This window comes from Pseudomonas sp. MRSN 12121, from assembly GCF_000931465.1.
GTDB lineage: Bacteria > Pseudomonadota > Gammaproteobacteria > Pseudomonadales > Pseudomonadaceae > Aquipseudomonas.
Genome location: NZ_CP010892.1, coordinates 3,362,518 through 3,382,315 on the forward strand (window position 1 = coordinate 3,362,518; position 19,798 = coordinate 3,382,315).

Below are 19,798 nucleotides of genomic sequence, written 5' to 3' on the forward strand. Positions count from 1 at the left end.
GCTGGCATGGGTCATGACGGCTGGCTCCTCATCGGCGGACTCTAGCCCAGGGGTAACGGGTTTCCTATCCGATAGCGGCCAACTCCAGAGGATCAGGCAAGAATTCAAGAGGATTGCGCTAGAGCGGCGCAGGCCCGGTACCGGGGACAGCCTGGCGGCGAGGGAGGGCGGGGTAGACGGGGCTGGCGATGCAGACCTGTGGCGGTGATGAGGCTAGATGCCCTGGTGGCGAGGGAGGGGGAGCCTGTGTCGGGCGTCGATTCTGCCCGAGAAACGGGCATGCAGCCCCGGCTGTGGCGATGTCACAGGTGCCGGTGCGCGCTTGCCGCGCACCAGCACCCTGTGGCGACTTACCACTGGCCGCTGGCGAGGCAGCCGACGATTTCCCAACCGCTATATTCCCACCAGGAATAGCGCTCATCGGAGCAACTTCTGGCCAGGCTGGCCACCTGGATTTCGCTGGCCTTTTTCTGGGTGCCGAAAGGCGTGTCGGCAGAGGCTGTAACCTGATTGACGGCCTGGGGAGCCTGGAGAGTGGTGGTCGGATGCACGACAGCGTTCGCGGCCGTTACGGTGAAGGCGAGCGCGGCGGAGACGGCCAGGGCGGTGATGGACTTGTTCATGTTCGATTCCTTTCAGTTTCCTGACGTGGGGCTTTTAAATCGGCCCGACCTGCCTTTATCGGTCACCCGAACAGATCAGGCATTCGCGTAGGGGGACGCCCTGAAAAGCCTACTCGCGCGCGGTCTTCCACACAGTCGCTCAACGGCACTATTGACAAATCGATAAAAGCCTGGAATTTACCGCCGGGTGCCGGATCAGCCCTTGGATAGCAAGAGCTGAGAGGCGGTATCTTTGTCGGCCTTGGAAAGCTGCAGTTTGTTCAGGTCATTGTTCCTGGACGTCAGCTGATTGCTCAGGACCGATAATTCGACCTGGATCACCTGGGTCTTGGCCTGGCGTTCTTTTTCACTCAATGACGGGTCATTCTTGACCGCATCGAGCTCCTGCATTTTTTCCTCGATCTTCTCCTGGATCTCGCGAATCGCCTTGAGGAGTTTCTTTACGTTATCCGGCAGGTTGCTGGCATCGATATCCGCGTACTTGTCCTGCTCCTTGGCGGCCTTGGCTTTTCCTTCTTCGGACAGCGAGACCCTGACGCTTTCCTGGGGAGCGGCCTGGGCCTCGTCAACGGAAGGTTCGGTCGAGACGGCCGGCGCGGTTCGAGGCGTGACGACAGAAGACAGGGATAGGGCGGTTGGGTTGATCGACATGGGCTTCTCCTTGATATCGCCAAGGGTATCGGCCATTGGCCGGCGGGCTTGAGCGTTGCCCCGGCACCCGGTGCTCAGCGTCGGCCCTGGCGATTATTCATGCTGCATCCCAATCACCCACCGGTTGCCAGCATCAGCGACGCGTTCACTCATTTCTGAGGGCTGGCGCCTCCAGCGCGCGCGAAGGCTCGCTGGAGGCACGGGGGCGCAGCGCCCCATGCAAGAACATCTGTTCCACGGTGCCTGCCGAATTGGCATTGGCGGCCCGCCCGCGCTGTTCGGCGTCGACTATCCCGTAGACCAGGGTGATGAACAGCTCGGTGAAAATCGCCGCGGTAATGTCGATGCGAAACACGCCCTGTTGCTGGCCGCGCAGGAAAAACGCGTCCAGCGTCTCGATATAAGACTGCCAACGCACGTCACAGCGCTCGAAGTCGAGGAAGTCGGGTCGATACTGCACCAGCAGGAAGGCCAGCAGCTCGCGATGGGCGAGGTGTTCCCTGATCAACCGCCGCAACGCCTCCAGCGGCTCTGCGCTTTGTAGTCCGGCGTTGCTGATGACGCGGCTGAGCACGTCCTTGGCATACGCCTCCAGGCGTTGTTCCAGGTTTTCCCGCGTGCCGCAGTAGCGGTGCAATGTCGCCTTGCTTACCCCTGCCAGTTGCGCCAGCTCCTTCATGGTGGCGCGCGGCCGCTGGACGACGGCCATGGTCAGCGTCTTGAGCAGGAGTTCGTCATGGGAAATCGGGTTCATCGCAAGCCTCGGGCGGATGTTATTGCGGGCCACTGTCCAGGTTTCTGAAATATTACAAATAGAACTCAAATGAGTCATTGTTGACTCATAGTGTTTTAAAAAGTAGCATTCGAGCCGTTTTCAATCAAGCCTCGGGTGATTTATGGGCAATTTGCGTGCAATAGGGATGGCAGGCTCATTGGCAGCAGCCATTGCGCTGGCTGGCTGTGGTCCGGCGAATGAACAAGAGAGCGTGGCCGAAGTGGCGCGCCCGGTAGAAGTGGTCGCGGCAGTGACCGAACCCCTGGCCCTGACCTCGGAGCTGCCAGGCCGGGTCGAGCCCATGCGTGTGGCGGAAGTGCGGGCCCGGGTGGCCGGCATCGTCATGAAAAAGCATTTCGAGGAAGGCGCCGATGTAAAGGCCGGCGACTTGCTGTTCCAGATCGATCCGGCGCCGCTCAAGGCGGCGGTATCGCGTGCCGAAGGCGAGCTGGCGCGGGCCCAGTCCGCGGTGCAGGAGGCCCAGGCACGGGTCCGGCGCTACGAACCGCTGGTGAAGATCGAAGCGGTCAGCCAGCAGGACTTCGACACGGCCACCGCCGACTTGCGCAGCGCCCAGGCCGCCACCCGTTCGGCCCAGGCCGATCTGGAAAGCGCGCGGCTGAACCTGGGGTACGCCTCGGTTACCGCACCGATTTCCGGCCGCGTCGGCCGCGCGCTGGTGACCGAGGGCGCACTGGTCGGCCAGGGTGACGCCACCTTGATGGCGCGGGTGCAGCAGCTCAACCCGGTGTATGTCGACTTCACTCAGTCCGCGGCCGAGGCGCTGCGCCTGCGGGAGTTGCTCAAGGACGGAAAACTCTCCGGCGACAAGAACAAGGGGCTGTCGATCCGCGTCGAAGGCACGCCTTACGAGCGCCAGGGCTCCTTGCTGTTCACCGACGTGGCGGTGGATCGCGGCACCGGGCAGATTGTCCTGCGCGGCAAGTTCGACAACGCAGACGGCACCCTGCTGCCGGGCATGTATGTGCGGGTGACTACGCCCCAGGGCACGGATAACCAGGCGATCCTCGTGCCGCAACGCGCGGTGCAACGCACCAGCGATGGCAGCGCCCAGGTGCTGGTGATCGGCGCGGACGAGCGGGTCGAGGCGCGCGCGGTGCGCACCGGCGCCATGCAGGGTTCGCGCTGGCAGATCAGCGAAGGCTTGAAGGCGGGGGACCAGGTCATCGTCGGTGGCCTGGCCGGCCTGCAACCGGGTGCCAAGGTCGTGCCCAGCCAGCCCCAGGCCCAGGCTCAGTTGCCTGACTCGAAACAGTAAGGCCGAGTTCGCCGCGAGGATTTTCCGATGTCTCAATTCTTCATCAAGCGCCCGAACTTCGCCTGGGTAGTGGCGCTGTTCATTTCACTGGCGGGCCTGCTGGTCATTTCCAAGCTGCCCGTGGCGCAGTACCCCAGCGTCGCGCCGCCGCAGATCACCATCACCGCCACCTATCCCGGCGCCTCGGCGAAGGTACTGGTGGACTCGGTCACCTCCGTGCTCGAGGAGTCGCTCAACGGGGCCAAGGGCCTGCTCTATTTCGAGTCGACCAACAACTCCAACGGCGTCGCCGAAATCGTGGTCACGTTCCAGCCCGGGACCGACCCGGATCTGGCCCAGGTGGACGTGCAGAACCGCCTGAAGAAGGCCGAGGCGCGCATGCCGCAAGCCGTGCTGACCCAGGGCCTGCAGGTCGAGCAGTCCAGCGCCGGTTTCCTGCTGATCTATGCGCTCAGCTACAAGGAAGGCAGCGCGAATGGCGACACCACGGCGCTGGGCGACTACGCCGCGCGCAACATCAACAACGAGCTGCGGCGCCTGCCCGGCGTCGGCAAGTTGCAATTCTTCTCCTCCGAAGCGGCCATGCGCGTGTGGATCGACCCACAGAAACTGGTGGGCTACGGGCTGTCCATCGACGACGTGAGCAACGCCATTCGTGGCCAGAACGTCCAGGTGCCGGCCGGTGCCTTCGGCGCCGCCCCGGGCACTTCGGAGCAGGAGCTGACCGCGACGCTGGCGGTCAAGGGCACCCTGGACAATCCGGCCGAGTTTGGCCAGATCGTGCTGCGCGCCAATGAAGACGGCTCGCTGTTGAAACTGGCCGATGTCGCGCGCCTGGAAGTCGGCAAGGAGAGCTACAACCTGTCCTCGCGCCTGAACGGCAACCCGACCGTGGGCGGCGCGATCCAGCTGTCGCCTGGCGCCAACGCCATCGAGACCGCGACCCTGGTGAAGGCGCGCCTCGCCGAGCTGTCGGCGTTCTTCCCCGAGAACATGGAGTATTCCGTTCCCTACGACACCTCGCGCTTCGTCGACGTGGCCATCGAGAAGGTGATCCACACCCTGATCGAGGCGATGGTCCTGGTGTTCCTGGTGATGTTCCTGTTCCTGCAGAACGTGCGCTACACCCTGATTCCATCCATCGTCGTGCCGGTGTGCCTGCTGGGTACGCTGTTGGTGATGTACCTGATGGGCTTCTCGGTGAACATGATGACCATGTTCGGCATGGTCCTGGCGATCGGTATCCTGGTGGACGACGCCATCGTGGTGGTGGAAAACGTCGAACGGATCATGGCCGAAGAGGGGCTGTCCCCGGTCGATGCGACGATCAAGGCGATGCAGCAGGTGTCCGGGGCCATCATCGGCATCACCCTGGTGTTGTCGGCGGTGTTCCTGCCACTGGCGTTCATGGCCGGTTCGGTGGGGGTCATCTACCAGCAGTTTTCGGTGTCGCTGTCGGTATCGATCCTGTTCTCCGGTTTCCTCGCGCTGACCTTCACCCCGGCGCTGTGCGCCACGCTGCTCAAGCCGGTCCCCGAGGGGCATCACGAGAAGGGCGGTTTCTTCGGCGCCTTCAACCGTGGTTTCGCCCGCGTCACCGAGCGCTACTCGGTCCTCAACTCCAAGCTGGTGGCCCGTGCCGCGCGTTTCATGCTGGTGTACGTCGGCATCATCGGCGTGCTCGGCTACTTCTATCTGCGCCTGCCGGAAGCCTTCGTGCCTTCGGAAGACCTGGGCTACATGGTGGTCGATGTGCAACTGCCGCCCGGCGCGGCGCGCTCCCGTACCGACGCCACCGGTGCAGAACTCGAACGCTTCCTCAAGTCCCGCGAGGCCGTGGCTTCGGTGTTCCTGGTGTCGGGCTTCAGCTTCTCCGGCCAGGGCGACAACGCTGCGCTGGCATTCCCGACGTTCAAGGACTGGTCGGAACGTAATGCGCAACAGTCGGCCGAGGCGGAAATCGCCGCGCTGAACGAACACTTCGCGGTCCCTGGCGACGGCACCATCATGGCCGTGTCGCCACCGCCTATCGACGGCCTGGGCAACTCCGGTGGTTTCGCGTTGCGCCTGATGGACCGTGGCGGCCTGGGTCGCGAGGCGTTGCTGCAAGCCCGGGATACGCTGCTGAGCCAGGTCCAGGGCAATCCCAAGTTCCTCTACGCGATGATGGAAGGCCTGGCCGAAGCGCCGCAACTGCGCCTGGTGATCGACCGTGAGAAGGCACGCACCCTGGGTGTGAACTTCGAGACCATCAGCGGCACGCTGTCCTCGGCTTTCGGTTCGAACGTGATCAACGACTTCACCAACGCCGGTCGCCAGCAGCGGGTAGTGATCCAGGCCGAGCAGGGCTCGCGGATGACCCCGGAGAGCGTGCTCAAGCTGTATGTGCCCAACGCCAAGGGCGACCTGGTTCCGCTCAGCGCCTTCGTGACCACACGCTGGGAGGACGGGCCGGTACAACTGGTGCGCTACAACGGCTATCCGTCGATCCGTATCGTGGGCGACGCCGGCCCCGGTTTCAGTACCGGCCAGGCCATGGCGGAAATCGAGCACCTGGCCGCGCAACTGCCGGCGGGTATCGGCTACGAATGGACCGGCCTGTCCTACCAGGAAAAGGTCTCCAGCGGCCAGGCCACGCAGCTGTTCGCCCTCGCGATCCTGGTGGTGTTCCTGTTGCTGGTAGCCCTTTACGAGAGCTGGGCGATTCCCCTGACGGTGATGCTGATCGTCCCGATCGGTGCGATCGGCGCGGTGCTCGCGGTGATGGTGGTCGGCCTGCCGAACGACGTGTACTTCAAGGTCGGCCTGATCACCATCATCGGCCTGGCGGCGAAGAACGCGATCCTCATCGTCGAGTTCGCCAAGGAGCTGTGGGAGAAGGGCTACAGCCTGCGCGACGCGGCCATCGAGGCGGCCCGCCTGCGCTTCCGGCCGATCATCATGACCTCCATGGCCTTCATTCTCGGCGTGGTGCCCCTGGCGTTGGCCGCCGGCGCGGGCGCGGCCAGCCAGCGTGCGATCGGCACCGGGGTGATCGGCGGGATGCTCAGCGCGACGCTGCTGGGTGTGCTGTTCGTACCGATCTGCTTTGTCTGGGTGCTGTCGCTGTTGCGCAGCAAGCCGGCCCCCATCGAACAACCGGCCGCGGCCCAGGAGTGATTGCATGCGGATCTCAGCCTTTTCTACGCTTCTGATCGCCATGGCGCTGGGGGGATGCTCACTGGCTCCCACCTATGAACGTCCCGTCGCGCCGGTGGCCGACAGCTGGAGCGGTGAAGCCGCCCAGCGCGGCAGCGCCATCAACGACCTGGCCTGGCAGACGTTTATCGTCGACCCACAGTTGCGGCGCCTGATCGGCACCGCGCTGGATAACAACCGCTCGCTGCGCCAGACGCTCCTGGACATCGAGCAGGCCCGCGCGCAGTACCGCATCCAGCGCGCCGACCGGGTGCCCGGGCTCAACGCGGGCGCCTCGGGCAATCGCCAGCGAGTGCCGGCCGACCTGTCCAACAGCGGCAGGGCGGGAGTGGCCAGCAACTATCAGGTGGGCCTGTCGCTGCCGGAATACGAGCTGGACCTGTTCGGCCGGGTCAAGAGCCTCAGCGATGCCGCGCTGCAGGAGTACCTGGCCACCGAGGAGGCCGGGCGCGCGGCGCAGATCGCCCTGATCGCCGAGGTCAGCCAGGCGTACCTGACGCATCAAGGCGCCCAGCGCCGCCTGGAGCTGACGCAACAGACCCTGGCCAGCCGCGAGTATTCGTTCGCCCTGATCAACCAGCGTCGTTCGGTCGGCACCGCAAACGCGCTGGACTATCAGGAGGCCCTCGGCCTGGTGGAGCAGTCCCGTGCGGAAGAGGAAAGCAACCAGCGGCAAAAGCAACAGGCGTTCAATGCCCTGGTGCTGTTGCTGGGCACCGCGGACGCGGCGAAATCGATCCCCCAGGATCTGGGCAAGGAGCAGCCGATGCTGGTCCAGGACATTGCGCCGGGCACCCCTTCGGCGCTGATCGAGCGTCGTCCGGACATCCTCGCCGCCGAGCATCGCCTGCAAGCGCGTAACGCCGATATCGGCGCAGCGCGCGCGGCGTTTTTCCCGCGGATCAGCCTGACTGGCAGCTTCGGCACCTCCAGTGCGCAGATGTCCGGTCTGTTCGATGGCGGCTCGCGCTCCTGGAGCTTCGTGCCGAACCTGTCCCTGCCGTTGTTCGACGCCGGTCGCAACAGCGCGGGCCTGAGCCTCGCCGAAGCCCGCAAGGACTCCGCCGTGGCGGCGTACGAGGGCACCATCCAGACAGCGTTTCGCGAAGTCGCGGATGCCTTGGCGGCCACCGATACCCTGCGCCGGGAGGAGGCCGCGCGGCGTTCCCTGGCCGACACCAGCAACGAGTCGCTGAAGCTGGCCAAGGCGCGTTACGAAGGCGGGGTGGACAGTCACCTGCGTTACCTGGATGCCCAGCGCACCAGCTTCGTCAACGAGACGCAACTGATCGAGGTCAGCACTCAGCGCCAGATCGCCCTGGTCGACCTGTTCCGCTCCCTGGGTGGAGGCTGGTCGGCACAGGTACAGGCAAAGGCCGGTCAATAAGGATCGGTAACGACTTCTAGGTTGGCGCATCCAACCGCCCTTTAGCCCCGTGGACCTTTCGGTCGCGGGGCTTTTTTTTGCGGAGCAGGGCGGCGCCGATGGGCGCCTGGGGATGGGCCTGGGCCTGTGATCGCTACTGGGGCTTCACGGCCACGGCGGCGCCGTGCAGGAACATCTGTTCCAGGAGGTGGGCCGAATTGGCGCTCGCCGCGCGTCCGCGTCGTTCGGCGTCGACCATGCCGAAGATCATGGTCAGGAACAGCTCGGTGAAGACCGCCGCGGTGATATCGATCCGGAACGCACCCAGTTGCTGGCCGCGCAGGAAGAAGCGGTCCAGGGCATCGGAATAGGATTGCAGTTCCGTGTCGTCACCCGTCAGGCCCAGGGTGTCGGGGCGGTACTGGAACAGCAGGAAGACCAGCATTTCGCGGTGTGCCAGGTGTTCGTTGATCAGGCTGCGAAACGCTTCGAGCGGGTCGCCTTGTTCCAGGTCGGTGGCGGTGATGATCCGGTTGAGCACGGTATTGCCGTGGTTTTCCATGATCTGCACCAGGTTGTCGCGGGTGCCGCAGAAGCGGTGCAGGGTGGCCTTGCTCACCCCGGCGGCTTCGGCCAGCTCCTTGAGCGTCGCCCGCGGGCGATCGACGATGGCCAGGGCCAGCGCCTTGATAAGTCGTTCGTCGTGCGGAGTCAGGGACATCGGTTAGTCTCGGATCGGATTTCAATGACAGGCATTGTGCAGGAAATGCGCCGTGCTTCAACGAAAAGCGAGGAAAATACTTCATCTGAGACATTATTTCCTCAGTCGCAGCATGAGTAATCAGCCTCGCTTCATGCCTGCACCAGGCTGCGCTTGATCCATTCATACAGCTCGACGCCCGCGCTGGAGAGTTCGCTGTTGGAGCGGCGGCACAAGTAGTACTGGCGCCCGTCGTCGACCTCCAGGTCGAACAGTTTCACCAGTTCGCCACTGGCCACATGGGGCGCCACCAGCGGCTCGCGCAGCAATGAACAGCCGAGGCCGGTGAGGGTGGCGGTGAGGGCCAGCTGGCCGTCTTCCAGCAGCAGGCCATTGAGCGCGGTGCTGTGGCGCACGTCGGCGGCTTGCAGCCACTGGCCCCAGGTGCCGCGCTCTTCGTCGTGCAGCAGCGGCAGTTCGCTCAGCGCCTGGGGGCTGTCGATGGGGCCGTGGCGTTGCAGGAAGGCGCGGCTGCAATAGGGCGTGACCGCCCCGGAAATCAGCGGCTCGCTGTGATACCCCGGCCAGTGCCCGGTGCCGAAGCGGATCGACAGGTCCGCGGCGTCGCTGGGGTAGCTGCGGTGGTTGGCGTAGGTGACGTTGATGTCCAGCTCCGGGTGGTCGCCCAGGAACTCTGCCAGGCGCGGAATGAACAGGTTGATGCCGAACAGCGGGATCAGGCTGATGGTGACCTGGCGCGTCGCGCTTTTTTCCCGCACATGCTCGGTGGCGCTGCGCAGCACGGCGAAAGCCGAGCGGATTGCGCGGTAATACTCGCGGCCTTCCTCGGTGAGGATCAGGTTGCGCCCCTGGCGCAAGGTCAGGGGCTGCTGCAGGAAGCTTTCCAGCAGGTGCAACTGATGGCTCACCGCGGAAGGGGAGACGTCCAGCTCGCGGGCGGCGGCGTTTACCCCGCCGTGGCGGGCGAAGGCTTCGAAAGTGCGCACGGCACGCAGCGGCGGGTCATTGGCTAACTGTTCTAAATTATTCATGTGTTGAATTAAATACCAAGCTGATAGAGAAATAAAGCGCCTTAAATGCCGTGATTATGGCGGTTATGGCGCTTTTTCTATTTCGAATAACCATATGAATTTCTGATATTTGATAAAAATAGAATAAATAACTAGTGTGCCGCCTTCTTGTTTTCCGGTCGGCGCACCCTGCAGTCCGACCCTTGGTACACGGGGTTGATGGTTTTCATGGATGCCTTTATCCAGCAACTGCTCAACGGCTTGATGTCGGGCAGTCTCTACGCGCTCGTGGCCCTGGGCTACACCATGGTCTACGGCATCCTGCGGATCATCAACTTCGCCCATGGCGATGTGCTGATGATCGGCGCCCTGATCGGGCTGTCGGTGATTCGCCTGCTGCAGGCCGGCTGGCCCGAGCTGCCGGCGGTGCCGGTCCTGCTAGTGGCCACCGTGATCGCCATGGCCTGCTGTGCCTTGCTCGCGGTGCTGATCGAACGGGTCGCCTACCGGCGCCTGCGCCATGCGCCACGCCTGGCCCCGCTGATCAGCGGCATCGGTGTGTCGCTGTTGTTGCAGACCGCCGCGATGCTGGTGTGGACGCGCAACCCGCAGATGTTCCCGCAATTGTTGCCGCTTGCGCCGATCGAGGTGCTGCCGGGCGCTTCCGGGCATGGCGCGGTCATCCATGCCACCGCCCTGACCACCATCGGCATCGCCCTGGCGGTGATGCTGGCGCTGCTGGTGCTGGTGGAGCGCAGCCGCTTCGGCCGGGCCATGCGCGCCGTCGCCGAGAACCCCCAGGTCGCGAGCCTGATGGGCATCAACCCCAACCGCATCATCGTGCTGACCTTCGCCATCGGCGGCGCCCTGGCCGCGCTCGCCGGCATCATGATGGCCAGCAACTACGGCAGCGCGCATTTCTACATGGGCTTCCTGCCGGGGATCAAAGCCTTCACCGCCGCGGTGCTGGGAGGCATCGGCAACCTCAAGGGGGCGATGCTCGGCGGCCTGCTGCTGGGGCTGATCGAAGCCCTGGGCACCGGCTACCTGGGCTCGGCCACCGGCGGCGTGTTCGGCAGCAACTATCAGGATGTGTTCGCCTTCATCGTGCTGATCGCGGTGCTGGTATTGCGTCCTTCGGGGATTCTTGGCGAACGACTGGCGAGCCGCGCATGACCTTCACGACCGCACTGGCGACACCTTCCACGACACGCGCGCACCTGGGCCTGCTGCTGTTCGCCCTGGCCCTGGTCCTGGCCCCCTGGGCGGTCGGCCACGCCGGGGGCAACACCTGGGTCCGGACCCTGGACTTCGCGCTGCTCTACATCATGCTGGCCCTGGGGCTGAACATCGTGGTCGGCTATGCCGGGCTGCTGGACATGGGGTTCATCGCCTTCTATGCGGTGGGCGCCTACCTGGCGGCGCTGCTGTCCTCGCCGCACCTGCTGGCGCAGTTCCCGGCCCTGGCGGCGGCCTTGCCCGAGGGGCTGCATACCTCGATCTGGCTGATCCTGCCCCTGGCCGCGCTGCTGGCGGCCGGCTGCGGCCTGGTGCTGGGGGCGCCGACCCTGCGCCTGCGTGGCGACTACCTGGCCATCGTCACCCTGGGTTTTGGGGAAATCATCCGCATCCTGCTGCGCAACCTCGACCGGCCGGTGAACCTCACCAACGGTCCCAAGGGCATTGCCCAGGTCGACCCGGTGCACCTGCTGGGGATCGACCTCGGCCGCAGCCAGGAGCTGTTCGGCCTGCGCCTGCCGTCGGTCTACCTGTACTACTACCTGTTCGCCGCGCTGGTGCTGCTGATCCTGTTCACCTGTATCCGCCTTCAGCGTTCGCGCATCGGCCGCGCCTGGATGGCGATTCGCGAGGACGAAGACGCGGCGCAAGCCATGGGCCTGGATACCCGCCGCCTGAAGCTGCTGGCGTTCGCCATCGGCGCCGCCTTCGGCGGGATCGGCGGGGCGCTGTTCGCCTCGTTCCAGGGCTTCGTGTCGCCGGAGTCCTTCACCCTCAACGAGTCGATTGCCGTGCTGGCGATGGTGGTGCTGGGCGGCATGGGCCATGTCCCCGGGGTGATCCTCGGCTGCGTGCTGCTGGCCGCCTTGCCCGAAGCCCTGCGCGCAAGCATGGGGCCGTTGCAGCAGGCGCTGTTCGGCCAGGTGCTGCTAGACCCGGAGATCATCCGCCAGTTGTTCTACGGCCTGGCGCTGATCCTGGCCATGCTCTATCGGCCCGCGGGCCTGTGGCCGGCTCCGGCGGGAGGTGCGCGATGAACCGGCCGTTGCTGCGGATCGAAGGGGTGCACAAGCACTTCGGCGGCGTCGTCGCGCTGAACGATGTCAGCCTGAGCATCCAGCCTGGGGAAATCTATGGCCTGATCGGCCCCAATGGCGCCGGCAAGACCACCTTCTTCAATGTCATGACCGGCCTCTACCGCGCCGACGCCGGCAGCTTCCAGCTCGACGGCCGGGCCTATCGGCCCACGGCGGTGCACCGGGTGGCCCGGGCCGGCATCGCCCGGACCTTCCAGAACATCCGCCTGTTCAACGCCATGAGCGCGCTGGAGAACGTCATGGTCGGGCGCCATGTGCGCACCCATAACGGCCTCTGGGCCGCGTTGAGCCGCCATCGCCGGGCCCGCGAGGAAGAGGCCCGGACCCGCGACCAGGCTTGGCGCCTGCTGGAATACGTGGGCCTGGCCGGCTTCGCCGACTACCGCGCCGACAGCCTGTCCTACGGCCATCAGCGGCGCCTGGAAATCGCCCGCGCCCTGGCCACCGAACCCTTGCTGCTGGCCCTCGACGAGCCGGCGGCGGGAATGAACGCCAGCGAGAAACTGCAACTGCGCGGCCTGCTGGAAAAAATCCGCGGCGACGGCCACAGCCTGTTGCTGATCGAGCACGACGTGAAACTGGTGATGGGCGTGTGCGACCGCATCAGCGTGCTGGACTACGGCCGGATAATCGCCGAGGGCGCGCCGCAGCAGGTACGCCGCCACCCGGCGGTGATCCAGGCCTACCTGGGAGCCAGCGCCGATGCCTGAGCCACTGTTGAACATCGAAGGGCTGCAGGTGCGCTACGGCGCCATCGAAGCGGTCAAGTCCCTGGACCTGCGGATCGCCGAGGGCGAGCGGGTGACCCTGATCGGCGCCAACGGCGCGGGCAAGACCTCCAGCCTCAAGGCGCTCACCGGCTTGCTGCCGGCGACGCAGGGGCAGATCCATTTCGCCGGCCGCCCGGTGCTTGGCCTGGCGCCCCATGAACTGCTGGGCCTGGGCATCGCCATGGTTCCGGAAGGCCGCGGCATCTTCGCCCGCATGACGGTGCGGGAGAACCTGTTGGCCGGAGCCTTCCTGCGCCGCGACCGGGCCCGGGTCGACCAGGAGATCCGCCAGCTGTTCGAGCACTTTCCCCGCCTGGAGGAACGCTTGCAGCAGTCCGCCGGGCTGCTGTCCGGCGGCGAACAGCAGATGCTCGCCCTGGCCCGCGCGCTGCTGTCGCGGCCGCGCCTGCTGGTGCTGGACGAACCGTCCATGGGGCTGGCGCCGATCATGGTGGAGAAGCTGTTCCAGGTCATCGACGACGTCTGCCGCCAGGGCATGACCCTGTTGCTGGTGGAGCAGAACGCCCGGCTTGCCCTGCAGGTCACCGACCGCGCCTACGTGATGGACACCGGCCGCATCGGCCTGAGCGGCGCCTCGCGCGAGCTGCTCGACGACCCCGAGGTGCGCGCCGCGTACCTCGGGGAATGAATCAACCACAGACGCTACCGGACGCCCGGCGTGTTCCGACAAGCCCGTACAGGCCGCGCATGGCCTGTCTGATACAGGAAATACCGATGAAGACTTCCGCTCCATTCAAACGCGCCGTCCTCCTGGGCCTGGCGCTGGGCAGCCTGGGCAGTGCCGTGGCCCTGGCCGACCAGCAGGTGTCGATCGGCCTCGCCGGGCCGCTGACCGGGCCCTCGGCACGGATCGGCAAGGACCTGGAAAACGGCGCGCAGCTGGCCATCGACCAGGCCAACGCCCGGCATCCGCAGATCAACGGCGAGGCGGTGACCTACAAGCTGGTCTCCGAAGACGATCAGTCCGATCCGCGCACGGCGGTCTCGGTGGCCCAGCGCCTGGTCGACGCCGAGGTGGTGGGGGTGGTCGGCCACTGGAACACCGGCACCAGCATTCCCGCGGCGCGGGTCTACCACGACGCCGGGATCGCCCAGGTGGCGCCGGTCGCCACCGGGCATGCCTACACTCAGCAGGGGTTCGACACCAGTTTCCGCATCATGGGCCATGACGACGATGGCGGCCGGGTCGCCGGCGACTACGCCTTGAACACCCTCAAGGCCCGGCGCATCGCCGTGATCGACGATCGCACCGCCTTCGGCCAGGGCCTGGCGGACCAGTTCGCCAAGGCCGTCGAGGCCGGCGGTGCCAGCGTGGTGGCGCGCGAGTACGTGGACGACAAGACCATCGATTTCAGCGCGGTGCTGACCAACATCCGCGGGCACAACCCCGACCTGATTTTCTTCGGCGGGGTCGACTCCCAGGCCGCGCCGCTGGCCCGGCGCATCAAGCAACTGGGGATCAAGGCGCCGCTGATGGGCGCCGGCGGTTTCGTCAGCCAGACCTTCCTGCAACTGGCACAGAACGAAGGCGAGGGGGTGATTGCCCTGGAGCCGGGCCTGGCAGTGGCGCAGATGCCCGGTGGCAAGGCCTTCGAGCAGGCGTACCGGGAACGTTTCAAACAGGGCATCGAGCTGCACGCGCCATTCGCCTATGACGGCGTCGGCGTGCTGATCGCGGCGATCGAGAAAGCCGGATCGACCGATCCGCGGCGCTACTTGCCGGTGCTGCGCGCCAGCCATTACCCGGGGGTGACCGGCACCATCGCTTTCGATGCCCAGGGCAACCTGAAGAACCCGTCGTTCACCGTCTACCAGGTCAAGGCCGGCCAATGGCAACCGGTGAGCGTGGCAGGTGGCGCACAGGCGCAATAGAGAAGCATCGGGCGGGTCCCATGGCCCGCCCGGTTCCGTGGAGCTGATGGAGGCACACAATGAGCAAACTCGAAGGTGAACTGGGCATCCTCGCCCGGCGGCGGATCGAAGCAGAAATCATCAAGCCGATCTACGACATCCTGGTGCGCGAACACGGCCAGGCCCATGCCGCGGCGGTGATCGGCGAGGCCGTGGGCAACGCCGCGATCCAGGCCGGCCGGCATTTCGCCGCGCTGGAGGAAAACGGCGCCGACCTCAAGAGCTTCGTCGAGCTGCAGGTGCTCTGGGAGCAGGACGACGCGCTCAAGGTCGAGATCATCGCCAGCGACGCCGAGCACTACGACTACGACGTCAAACGCTGCCGCTACGCCGAGATGTACCACGAGATGGGCCTGGGCGAGATCGGCCACCTGCTGTCGTGCAACCGCGACGAGCTGTTCATCGTCGGCTACAACCCGGACATCCACCTGACCCGCACCCAGACCATCATGGGCGGCGCGCCACGCTGCGATTTCCGCTACCGGGCCAAGCCCCAGGAGCCGCGTTCATGAGTCTTCAGGCACGGGTCAATGGCGAGCGCCTGTGGGCTTCGCTGATGGAGATGGCAGAGATCGGCGCCACCGCCAAGGGTGGCGTCACGCGCCTGGCGCTGAGCGACGAGGACCGCCGCGGCCGCGATCTGTTCGTGGCCTGGGCCGAAGCCGCCGGATGCACGGTCCGCGTCGATGCCATGGGCAATATCTTTGCCCGGCGCGCCGGCCGCAACGACCAGCTGGCGCCGGTGCTGACCGGTTCCCACGGCGACTCGCAGCCGGCGGGCGGCAAGTTCGACGGCATCTACGGCGTGCTGGCCGGGCTGGAAGTGCTGCGCACCCTCAACGACCTGGGGATCGAGACCGAACGGCCGATCGAGGTGGTCGACTGGACCAACGAAGAAGGTTCGCGCTTCGCCCCGGCGATGATTGCCTCGGGGGTGTATGCCGGGGTCTTCGACCTGGAGTACGGCCTGTCGCGAGTCGATGCCGAAGGCGTCAGCATCGGTGAGGCGCTGCAACGCATCGGCTATGCCGGCCCGCATCCGGTGGGCGGCCAGGCGGTGCATGCGGCGTTCGAGCTGCACATCGAACAGGGGCCGATCCTCGAAGCCGAGGGCCTGACCATCGGCGTGGTCGGCGGGGCCCAAGGCCAGCGCTGGTATGAGGTGGAACTGCTGGGCCGCAGCGCCCATGCCGGGACCACGCCGATGGACCACCGGCTGGACGCGGTGCTGGGGTTCGCCCGGGTGGTGGAGGCGGTCAATCGCCTGGGCCTGGAGCAGGGCGCCGAGGGCCGGGCCACCGTGGGCATGGCCAACATTTTCCCCAATTCGCGCAACGTGGTGCCTGGGCGAGTGTTCTTCAGCGTCGAGTTCCGCCACCCGGACGAGGCGGTGCTGGCCCGCCAGGACCAAAAATTGCGCGAAGCGGTGGCGCAGGTCGCCGAAGGAATCGGCCTGCAGCACAGCGTCAAGCAGATCTTCCAGTACGCGCCCATCGCCTTCGACAGCGACTGCGTCGAGGTGGTCCGCGCCGCCAGCGCCGCCCTGGGCTACAGCCACCGGCCGATGATTTCCGGAGCCGGACACGACGCCTGCTACCTCAGCCGGGTGGCGCCCACGGCGATGATCTTCGTGCCCTGCGTGGACGGTCTCAGCCACAACGAAGCCGAAGAGATCCACCCCCAGTGGGCCACGGCCGGCGCCAATGTGCTGTTGCAGTCGATCCTGGCCAAGGCGGGGGCTTGAAGGCGGGTAAACGCCTGAAATTTCGGGTTATGTGCTAATGAATTTTTAATATTTCTAGTTATATGCGGCGGCCAGTAAAGTGCTTTTAATCCGTTCAATGCCGCCGCCGGGAAGACGTTCATGAGCAGTGCCCACAGGCATCCGAGCCCGGTCCTGACCTTGCCTCAGGGCGAGAAGGACCCCTTGTCGATCCGGGCGAAGGCGCTGGTATTCGCCGACCCCCGGTCCCGCCAGTTGCTGGAGTACCTGCAACGTGTCGGGCCCAGCGATGCGCCGGTGCTGATCAATGGCGAGACCGGCACCGGCAAGGAGCTGGTGGCGCGTTACATCCATTCCGTCAGCGGACGCAGCGGCGCTTTCGTCGCGGTCAATTGCGGGGCGATCAGCGAGCACCTGGCCGAAAGCGAGTTCTTCGGCCACGAGGCCGGTTCGTTCTCCGGCGCGGCCGGGCGTCGTGCCGGCTGGTTCGAAGAGGCCGACGGCGGCACCCTGTTTCTCGACGAGATCGGCGACCTGCCATTGCCGCTGCAGGTGAAACTGCTGCGGGTGTTGCAGGAGCAGGAAGTGGTCCGGGTCGGCTCGCGCAAGCCGATCAAGATCGATATCCGCCTGGTCACCGCGACCAACGTCAACCTGGAACAGGCGGTCGAGGCCGGCAACTTCCGTCTCGATCTGTTCTACCGCATCAATGTCGCCCAGGTGGCCGTGCTGCCACTGCGGGAACGGCCGCTGGATATCCTGCCGCTGGTGGAGCACTTCCGTAAGCTCTACAGCGCGCGCCTGAACATCACCGAACCGATGCTCTCGGAATCCGCCACCCAGGCGCTGCTCGACTACCCCTGGCCGGGCAATATCCGCGAGCTGGAAAACGTCGTGCACCTGGCGTTGCTGGTGGCCGGCGAGCGTTCGATCCGCCCCGAGCACCTGAAGTTTTCCGCCGGCCTCAGTGCGCTGCAGGGGCCGGGCTCCGGCGGCGCCTCGAAGCTGCCCCAGGAGGTGCTGCGCGAGCAGTTGCTGCGGCTGTTCGAGGTGCCGGGCGATTCGCTGCTGCACGACATCGAAGACCTGATCGTGCGCGAAGCCTTCGCCTTCTGCAGTTTCAACCAGCTGCGCACCGCGCAACTGCTAGGCATCACCCGCAATGCCATGCGCACCTTGCTGGTCAACCACGGCATGCTCAAGGGCCGGGCCCGGCCCTAGGGCGACTCAGCGCTGTTCGGCGCGGGGCAGGGCGCTGCCCAGGCGGCGCAGTTGCGGCAGCAGTTCGGCGCCCAGGTGAATGGCTTCTTCCAGGTGCGGGAAGCCGGACAGGATGAAACAGTCGCCCCCCAGCTGGTGGTACTCCTCGATGCGTTCCGCCACCTGCTGGTAGCTGCCCACCAGCGCGGTGCCCGCGCCGCCCCGTACCAGCCCGACCCCGGCCCACAGATTGGCCGAGACTTCCAGTTCCCGCGCACCACGGCCGCGGCCCTTGACCAGGTCGGTCTGGCGCGACTGGCCCACCGACTCGTAGGCGGCCATCTGCACCTGGGCGCGGTCGATGGCTTCCTTGGGGATCTCTTCCAGCAGGCGCTCGACGTGGGCCCAGGCGGCATCGTCGGTGGCCGCGGCGAAGATGTGCAGGCGCAGGCCGAAGCGCAGGCTGCGGCCGCAGGCCGCCGCCAGTTCGCGCATGCGCAGGATGCGCTCGGCGATCATCGCCGGCGGTTCGCACCACATCAGGTAGGTCTGGGCATGGGCGGCGCCGACATGCTCGGCCGCCGCGGAGGCACCGCCGAAATAGATCGCCGGCGCCTGGGCCTGGGGCGCGATCGGGTTGCCGGCGCCACTGCGGTAGTAACGCCCGTGATGGGGCTGGCCCTGGCCGGCCCAGACCGCCTGGAACACCTCGAGAAATTCGGCGGTACGGGCGTAACGCTCGTCGTGTTCGAGGAAGTCGCCGAGGGAGCGTTGCTCGAAACGGCTGGAGCCGCTCACCAGGTGCAGGTCCAGGCGGTTCTCGCTGAGCAGCTGCAAGGTGGCCGCGCGGTGCGCGCTGTAGGCGGGCAGTTCGAGGCCCGGGCGCAGGGTCAGCAAGAAACGCAGGCGGCGGACTTCCTGGGCCAGCACCGCGGTGATCAGCCAGGGGTCTTCGAAGCCGCTGGCGGTGGGCACCATGATGCCGTCGAAGGCCGACTGTTCGGCGGCGCGCACGATCTGCCGCAGGTAGTCCAGGGTCGGCGCGCGTTCGCCTTGCTGGAACAGGCCGATCTTCGGCAGGCCGCTGCTGGTGAGGTGACGGCCATCGCCGTTGGTGGGCAGGAACCAGTCGATCTCGATCGGTTGGCGCGGGTCATTGGGCATGCTGGCAGGGCTCCTTGCGCAGGCCTTGGTCATCGAGCAGCGGCAGCAGGCGTTCGGCGAAGCGCAACACTTCGCTGACCGCCGGCTGGCCCTGGATGACGATATGTTCGAGGCCCAGGCCATGCAGTTCCTGCAAGCGGGTGGCGAGCTGATGGGGCGTGCCGACCAGGTACAGCGGTTGCCCCGGTTGCAGCTGGACCAGGTTCGGATGGATTTCGAAATGCCGCAGCGGCTGGCTATCCCGTGGCAGGCGCGGCACCGCGGCGCCCGGCGTCGGCAGCGGCGCCAGGTCCGCCGCCAGTTGCCGGCTGGCGGCCTCCCAGGCCAAGGCCTCGGTGTCGCCCAGCACCAGGCCGAAGGCGCAGGCGAATCCCAGGGGCCGCGCCGCGCCGCGCTCGCTGCCGCGCAGGCGCTCGATTTCCTGGCGCAGCCAGTTCGGCGGCGCCGAGCGCAACAGGCACAGGTCCGCGTGGCGGGCGATCAGCGCGCCGCTCTGGCTGTCGTCGAGGATCAACGCCGGGGCCGGCAGGGGGCGGCGAGCGAAACCGGCATTTTCCAGCTGGAAGTAACGACCGCTGTAGTTGAAGCCGCCGTCCGCCTCGGCCAGCAACTGGTCGAGGATCTCCAGGTACTCGCCGATGCGTTCGTTGCGCTGGTCGCGGTTGAGCCATTCGCCGAACGCGCTGCGCAGGCTGCCCTGTTCACTGTCGGGCAGATGCAGGCGGACCCGGTTGGCGCTGATCGATTGCAGGCTTTGCAGGGTACTGGCCAGGGCCGCCGGCAACATCACTTCCGGCGGCACGCTGACCGTCAGCCGGACCCGCCGGGTATGGGCGCAGAGGGCCGCGGCCACCCCCAGGCTGTCGGCGCACCGGGCGCCACCGGGAATCCACAGGCCGTCGATCCCGGCGTATTCCACCGCCTGCGCCAGTTGAATCCATTGCCCGGGACGCGCCGCCCAGTCGGGCGCGCCACCGGGGCCGCAGAGCGGCATTTGCCAACTGAACTCAAGCGCCATGGGCAGGCTCCGCGACAGGAGAGAAAGAGGGA

The 19,798-nt window shown here is 66.2% G+C and carries 18 protein-coding genes; 11 read left to right on the forward strand and 7 right to left on the reverse strand.

The window, feature by feature from the left end; translation table 11 throughout:
* Nucleotides 1–350: 350 nt before the first annotated feature.
* The 3 genes from TO66_RS15225 to TO66_RS15235 all read right to left on the reverse strand — a co-directional run bounded on the left by TO66_RS15225 (nucleotide 351) and on the right by TO66_RS15235 (nucleotide 2,028).
* Entirely contained in the window at nucleotides 351–623 is a 273-nt protein-coding gene (locus tag TO66_RS15225; RefSeq protein ID WP_038579044.1) for a hypothetical protein, read from the reverse strand.
* A 195-nt stretch (nucleotides 624–818) separates the two neighbouring features.
* Nucleotides 819–1,274, reverse strand: a complete 456-nt coding sequence (locus TO66_RS15230; RefSeq protein ID WP_044463111.1) for a hypothetical protein — start codon at nucleotides 1,272–1,274, stop codon at nucleotides 819–821.
* Nucleotides 1,275–1,419: 145 nt separating this feature from the next.
* On the reverse strand, nucleotides 1,420–2,028 hold the full coding sequence (locus TO66_RS15235) for a TetR/AcrR family transcriptional regulator (protein WP_044463112.1): 609 nt from the start codon (nucleotides 2,026–2,028) through the stop codon (nucleotides 1,420–1,422).
* A 142-nt stretch (nucleotides 2,029–2,170) separates the two neighbouring features.
* On the opposite strand from TO66_RS15235, the gene TO66_RS15240 reads away from it, so the two are divergent.
* From TO66_RS15240 to TO66_RS15250, 3 genes are read left to right on the forward strand one after another with little or no spacing between them, the layout of a single operon-like run.
* On the forward strand, nucleotides 2,171–3,328 hold the full coding sequence (locus TO66_RS15240; RefSeq protein ID WP_044463113.1) for a MexC family multidrug efflux RND transporter periplasmic adaptor subunit: 1,158 nt from the start codon (nucleotides 2,171–2,173) through the stop codon (nucleotides 3,326–3,328).
* Nucleotides 3,329–3,355: 27 nt separating this feature from the next.
* Nucleotides 3,356–6,487: an efflux RND transporter permease subunit gene (locus tag TO66_RS15245; protein ID WP_044463114.1), complete on the forward strand. Its 3,132-nt coding sequence runs from the start codon at nucleotides 3,356–3,358 to the stop codon at nucleotides 6,485–6,487.
* 4 nt (nucleotides 6,488–6,491) lie between these two features.
* Nucleotides 6,492–7,913 (forward strand): efflux transporter outer membrane subunit, encoded by a 1,422-nt coding sequence (locus TO66_RS15250; protein ID WP_044463115.1) that lies wholly within the window; start codon nucleotides 6,492–6,494, stop codon nucleotides 7,911–7,913.
* 133 nt (nucleotides 7,914–8,046) lie between these two features.
* Here TO66_RS15250 and TO66_RS15255 read toward each other — a convergent pair whose 3' ends face one another.
* Both TO66_RS15255 and TO66_RS15260 read right to left on the reverse strand, forming a co-directional pair.
* Nucleotides 8,047–8,613 carry a TetR/AcrR family transcriptional regulator gene (locus tag TO66_RS15255; RefSeq protein ID WP_044463116.1) on the reverse strand — a complete coding sequence of 189 codons (567 nt, stop codon included), beginning with the start codon at nucleotides 8,611–8,613 and terminating at the stop codon, nucleotides 8,047–8,049.
* Nucleotides 8,614–8,744: 131 nt separating this feature from the next.
* On the reverse strand, nucleotides 8,745–9,644 hold the full coding sequence (locus tag TO66_RS15260; protein WP_044463117.1) for a LysR substrate-binding domain-containing protein: 900 nt from the start codon (nucleotides 9,642–9,644) through the stop codon (nucleotides 8,745–8,747).
* 207 nt (nucleotides 9,645–9,851) lie between these two features.
* Here TO66_RS15260 and TO66_RS15265 point away from each other — a divergent pair, with 207 nt between their 5' ends.
* From TO66_RS15265 to TO66_RS15300, 8 genes are all read left to right on the forward strand, one after another.
* Nucleotides 9,852–10,799, forward strand: a complete 948-nt coding sequence (locus tag TO66_RS15265; RefSeq protein ID WP_044463118.1) for a branched-chain amino acid ABC transporter permease — start codon at nucleotides 9,852–9,854, stop codon at nucleotides 10,797–10,799.
* Nucleotides 10,796–11,899, forward strand: a complete 1,104-nt coding sequence (locus TO66_RS15270; RefSeq protein ID WP_044463119.1) for an ABC transporter permease subunit — start codon at nucleotides 10,796–10,798, stop codon at nucleotides 11,897–11,899. Before TO66_RS15265 ends, TO66_RS15270 begins: the two co-directional genes overlap by 4 nt.
* On the forward strand, nucleotides 11,896–12,669 hold the full coding sequence (locus tag TO66_RS15275) for an ABC transporter ATP-binding protein (RefSeq protein ID WP_044463120.1): 774 nt from the start codon (nucleotides 11,896–11,898) through the stop codon (nucleotides 12,667–12,669). Before TO66_RS15270 ends, TO66_RS15275 begins: the two co-directional genes overlap by 4 nt.
* Complete coding sequence (locus TO66_RS15280) at nucleotides 12,662–13,378, forward strand: ABC transporter ATP-binding protein (protein WP_044463121.1); 717 nt, start codon at nucleotides 12,662–12,664, stop codon at nucleotides 13,376–13,378. Before TO66_RS15275 ends, TO66_RS15280 begins: the two co-directional genes overlap by 8 nt.
* Before the next feature lie 86 nt (nucleotides 13,379–13,464).
* Nucleotides 13,465–14,622 carry a branched-chain amino acid ABC transporter substrate-binding protein gene (locus tag TO66_RS15285; RefSeq protein ID WP_044463122.1) on the forward strand — a complete coding sequence of 386 codons (1,158 nt, stop codon included), beginning with the start codon at nucleotides 13,465–13,467 and terminating at the stop codon, nucleotides 14,620–14,622.
* A gap of 59 nt (nucleotides 14,623–14,681) precedes the next feature.
* Nucleotides 14,682–15,173 (forward strand): L-2-amino-thiazoline-4-carboxylic acid hydrolase, encoded by a 492-nt coding sequence (locus TO66_RS15290; protein WP_044463123.1) that lies wholly within the window; start codon nucleotides 14,682–14,684, stop codon nucleotides 15,171–15,173.
* On the forward strand, nucleotides 15,170–16,405 hold the full coding sequence (locus TO66_RS15295) for a M20 family metallo-hydrolase (RefSeq protein ID WP_044463124.1): 1,236 nt from the start codon (nucleotides 15,170–15,172) through the stop codon (nucleotides 16,403–16,405). The genes TO66_RS15290 and TO66_RS15295 overlap by 4 nt, the downstream gene beginning before the upstream one ends.
* A 120-nt stretch (nucleotides 16,406–16,525) precedes the next feature.
* On the forward strand, nucleotides 16,526–17,605 hold the full coding sequence (locus TO66_RS15300; RefSeq protein ID WP_044463125.1) for a sigma-54-dependent Fis family transcriptional regulator: 1,080 nt from the start codon (nucleotides 16,526–16,528) through the stop codon (nucleotides 17,603–17,605).
* A gap of 6 nt (nucleotides 17,606–17,611) precedes the next feature.
* Here TO66_RS15300 and TO66_RS15305 read toward each other — a convergent pair whose 3' ends face one another.
* Entirely contained in the window at nucleotides 17,612–18,748 is a 1,137-nt protein-coding gene (locus tag TO66_RS15305; protein WP_044463126.1) for an LLM class flavin-dependent oxidoreductase, read from the reverse strand.
* Nucleotides 18,738–19,766 (reverse strand): LLM class flavin-dependent oxidoreductase, encoded by a 1,029-nt coding sequence (locus TO66_RS15310; RefSeq protein ID WP_044463127.1) that lies wholly within the window; start codon nucleotides 19,764–19,766, stop codon nucleotides 18,738–18,740. Before TO66_RS15310 ends, TO66_RS15305 begins: the two co-directional genes overlap by 11 nt.
* Nucleotides 19,767–19,798: the final 32 nt, after the last annotated feature.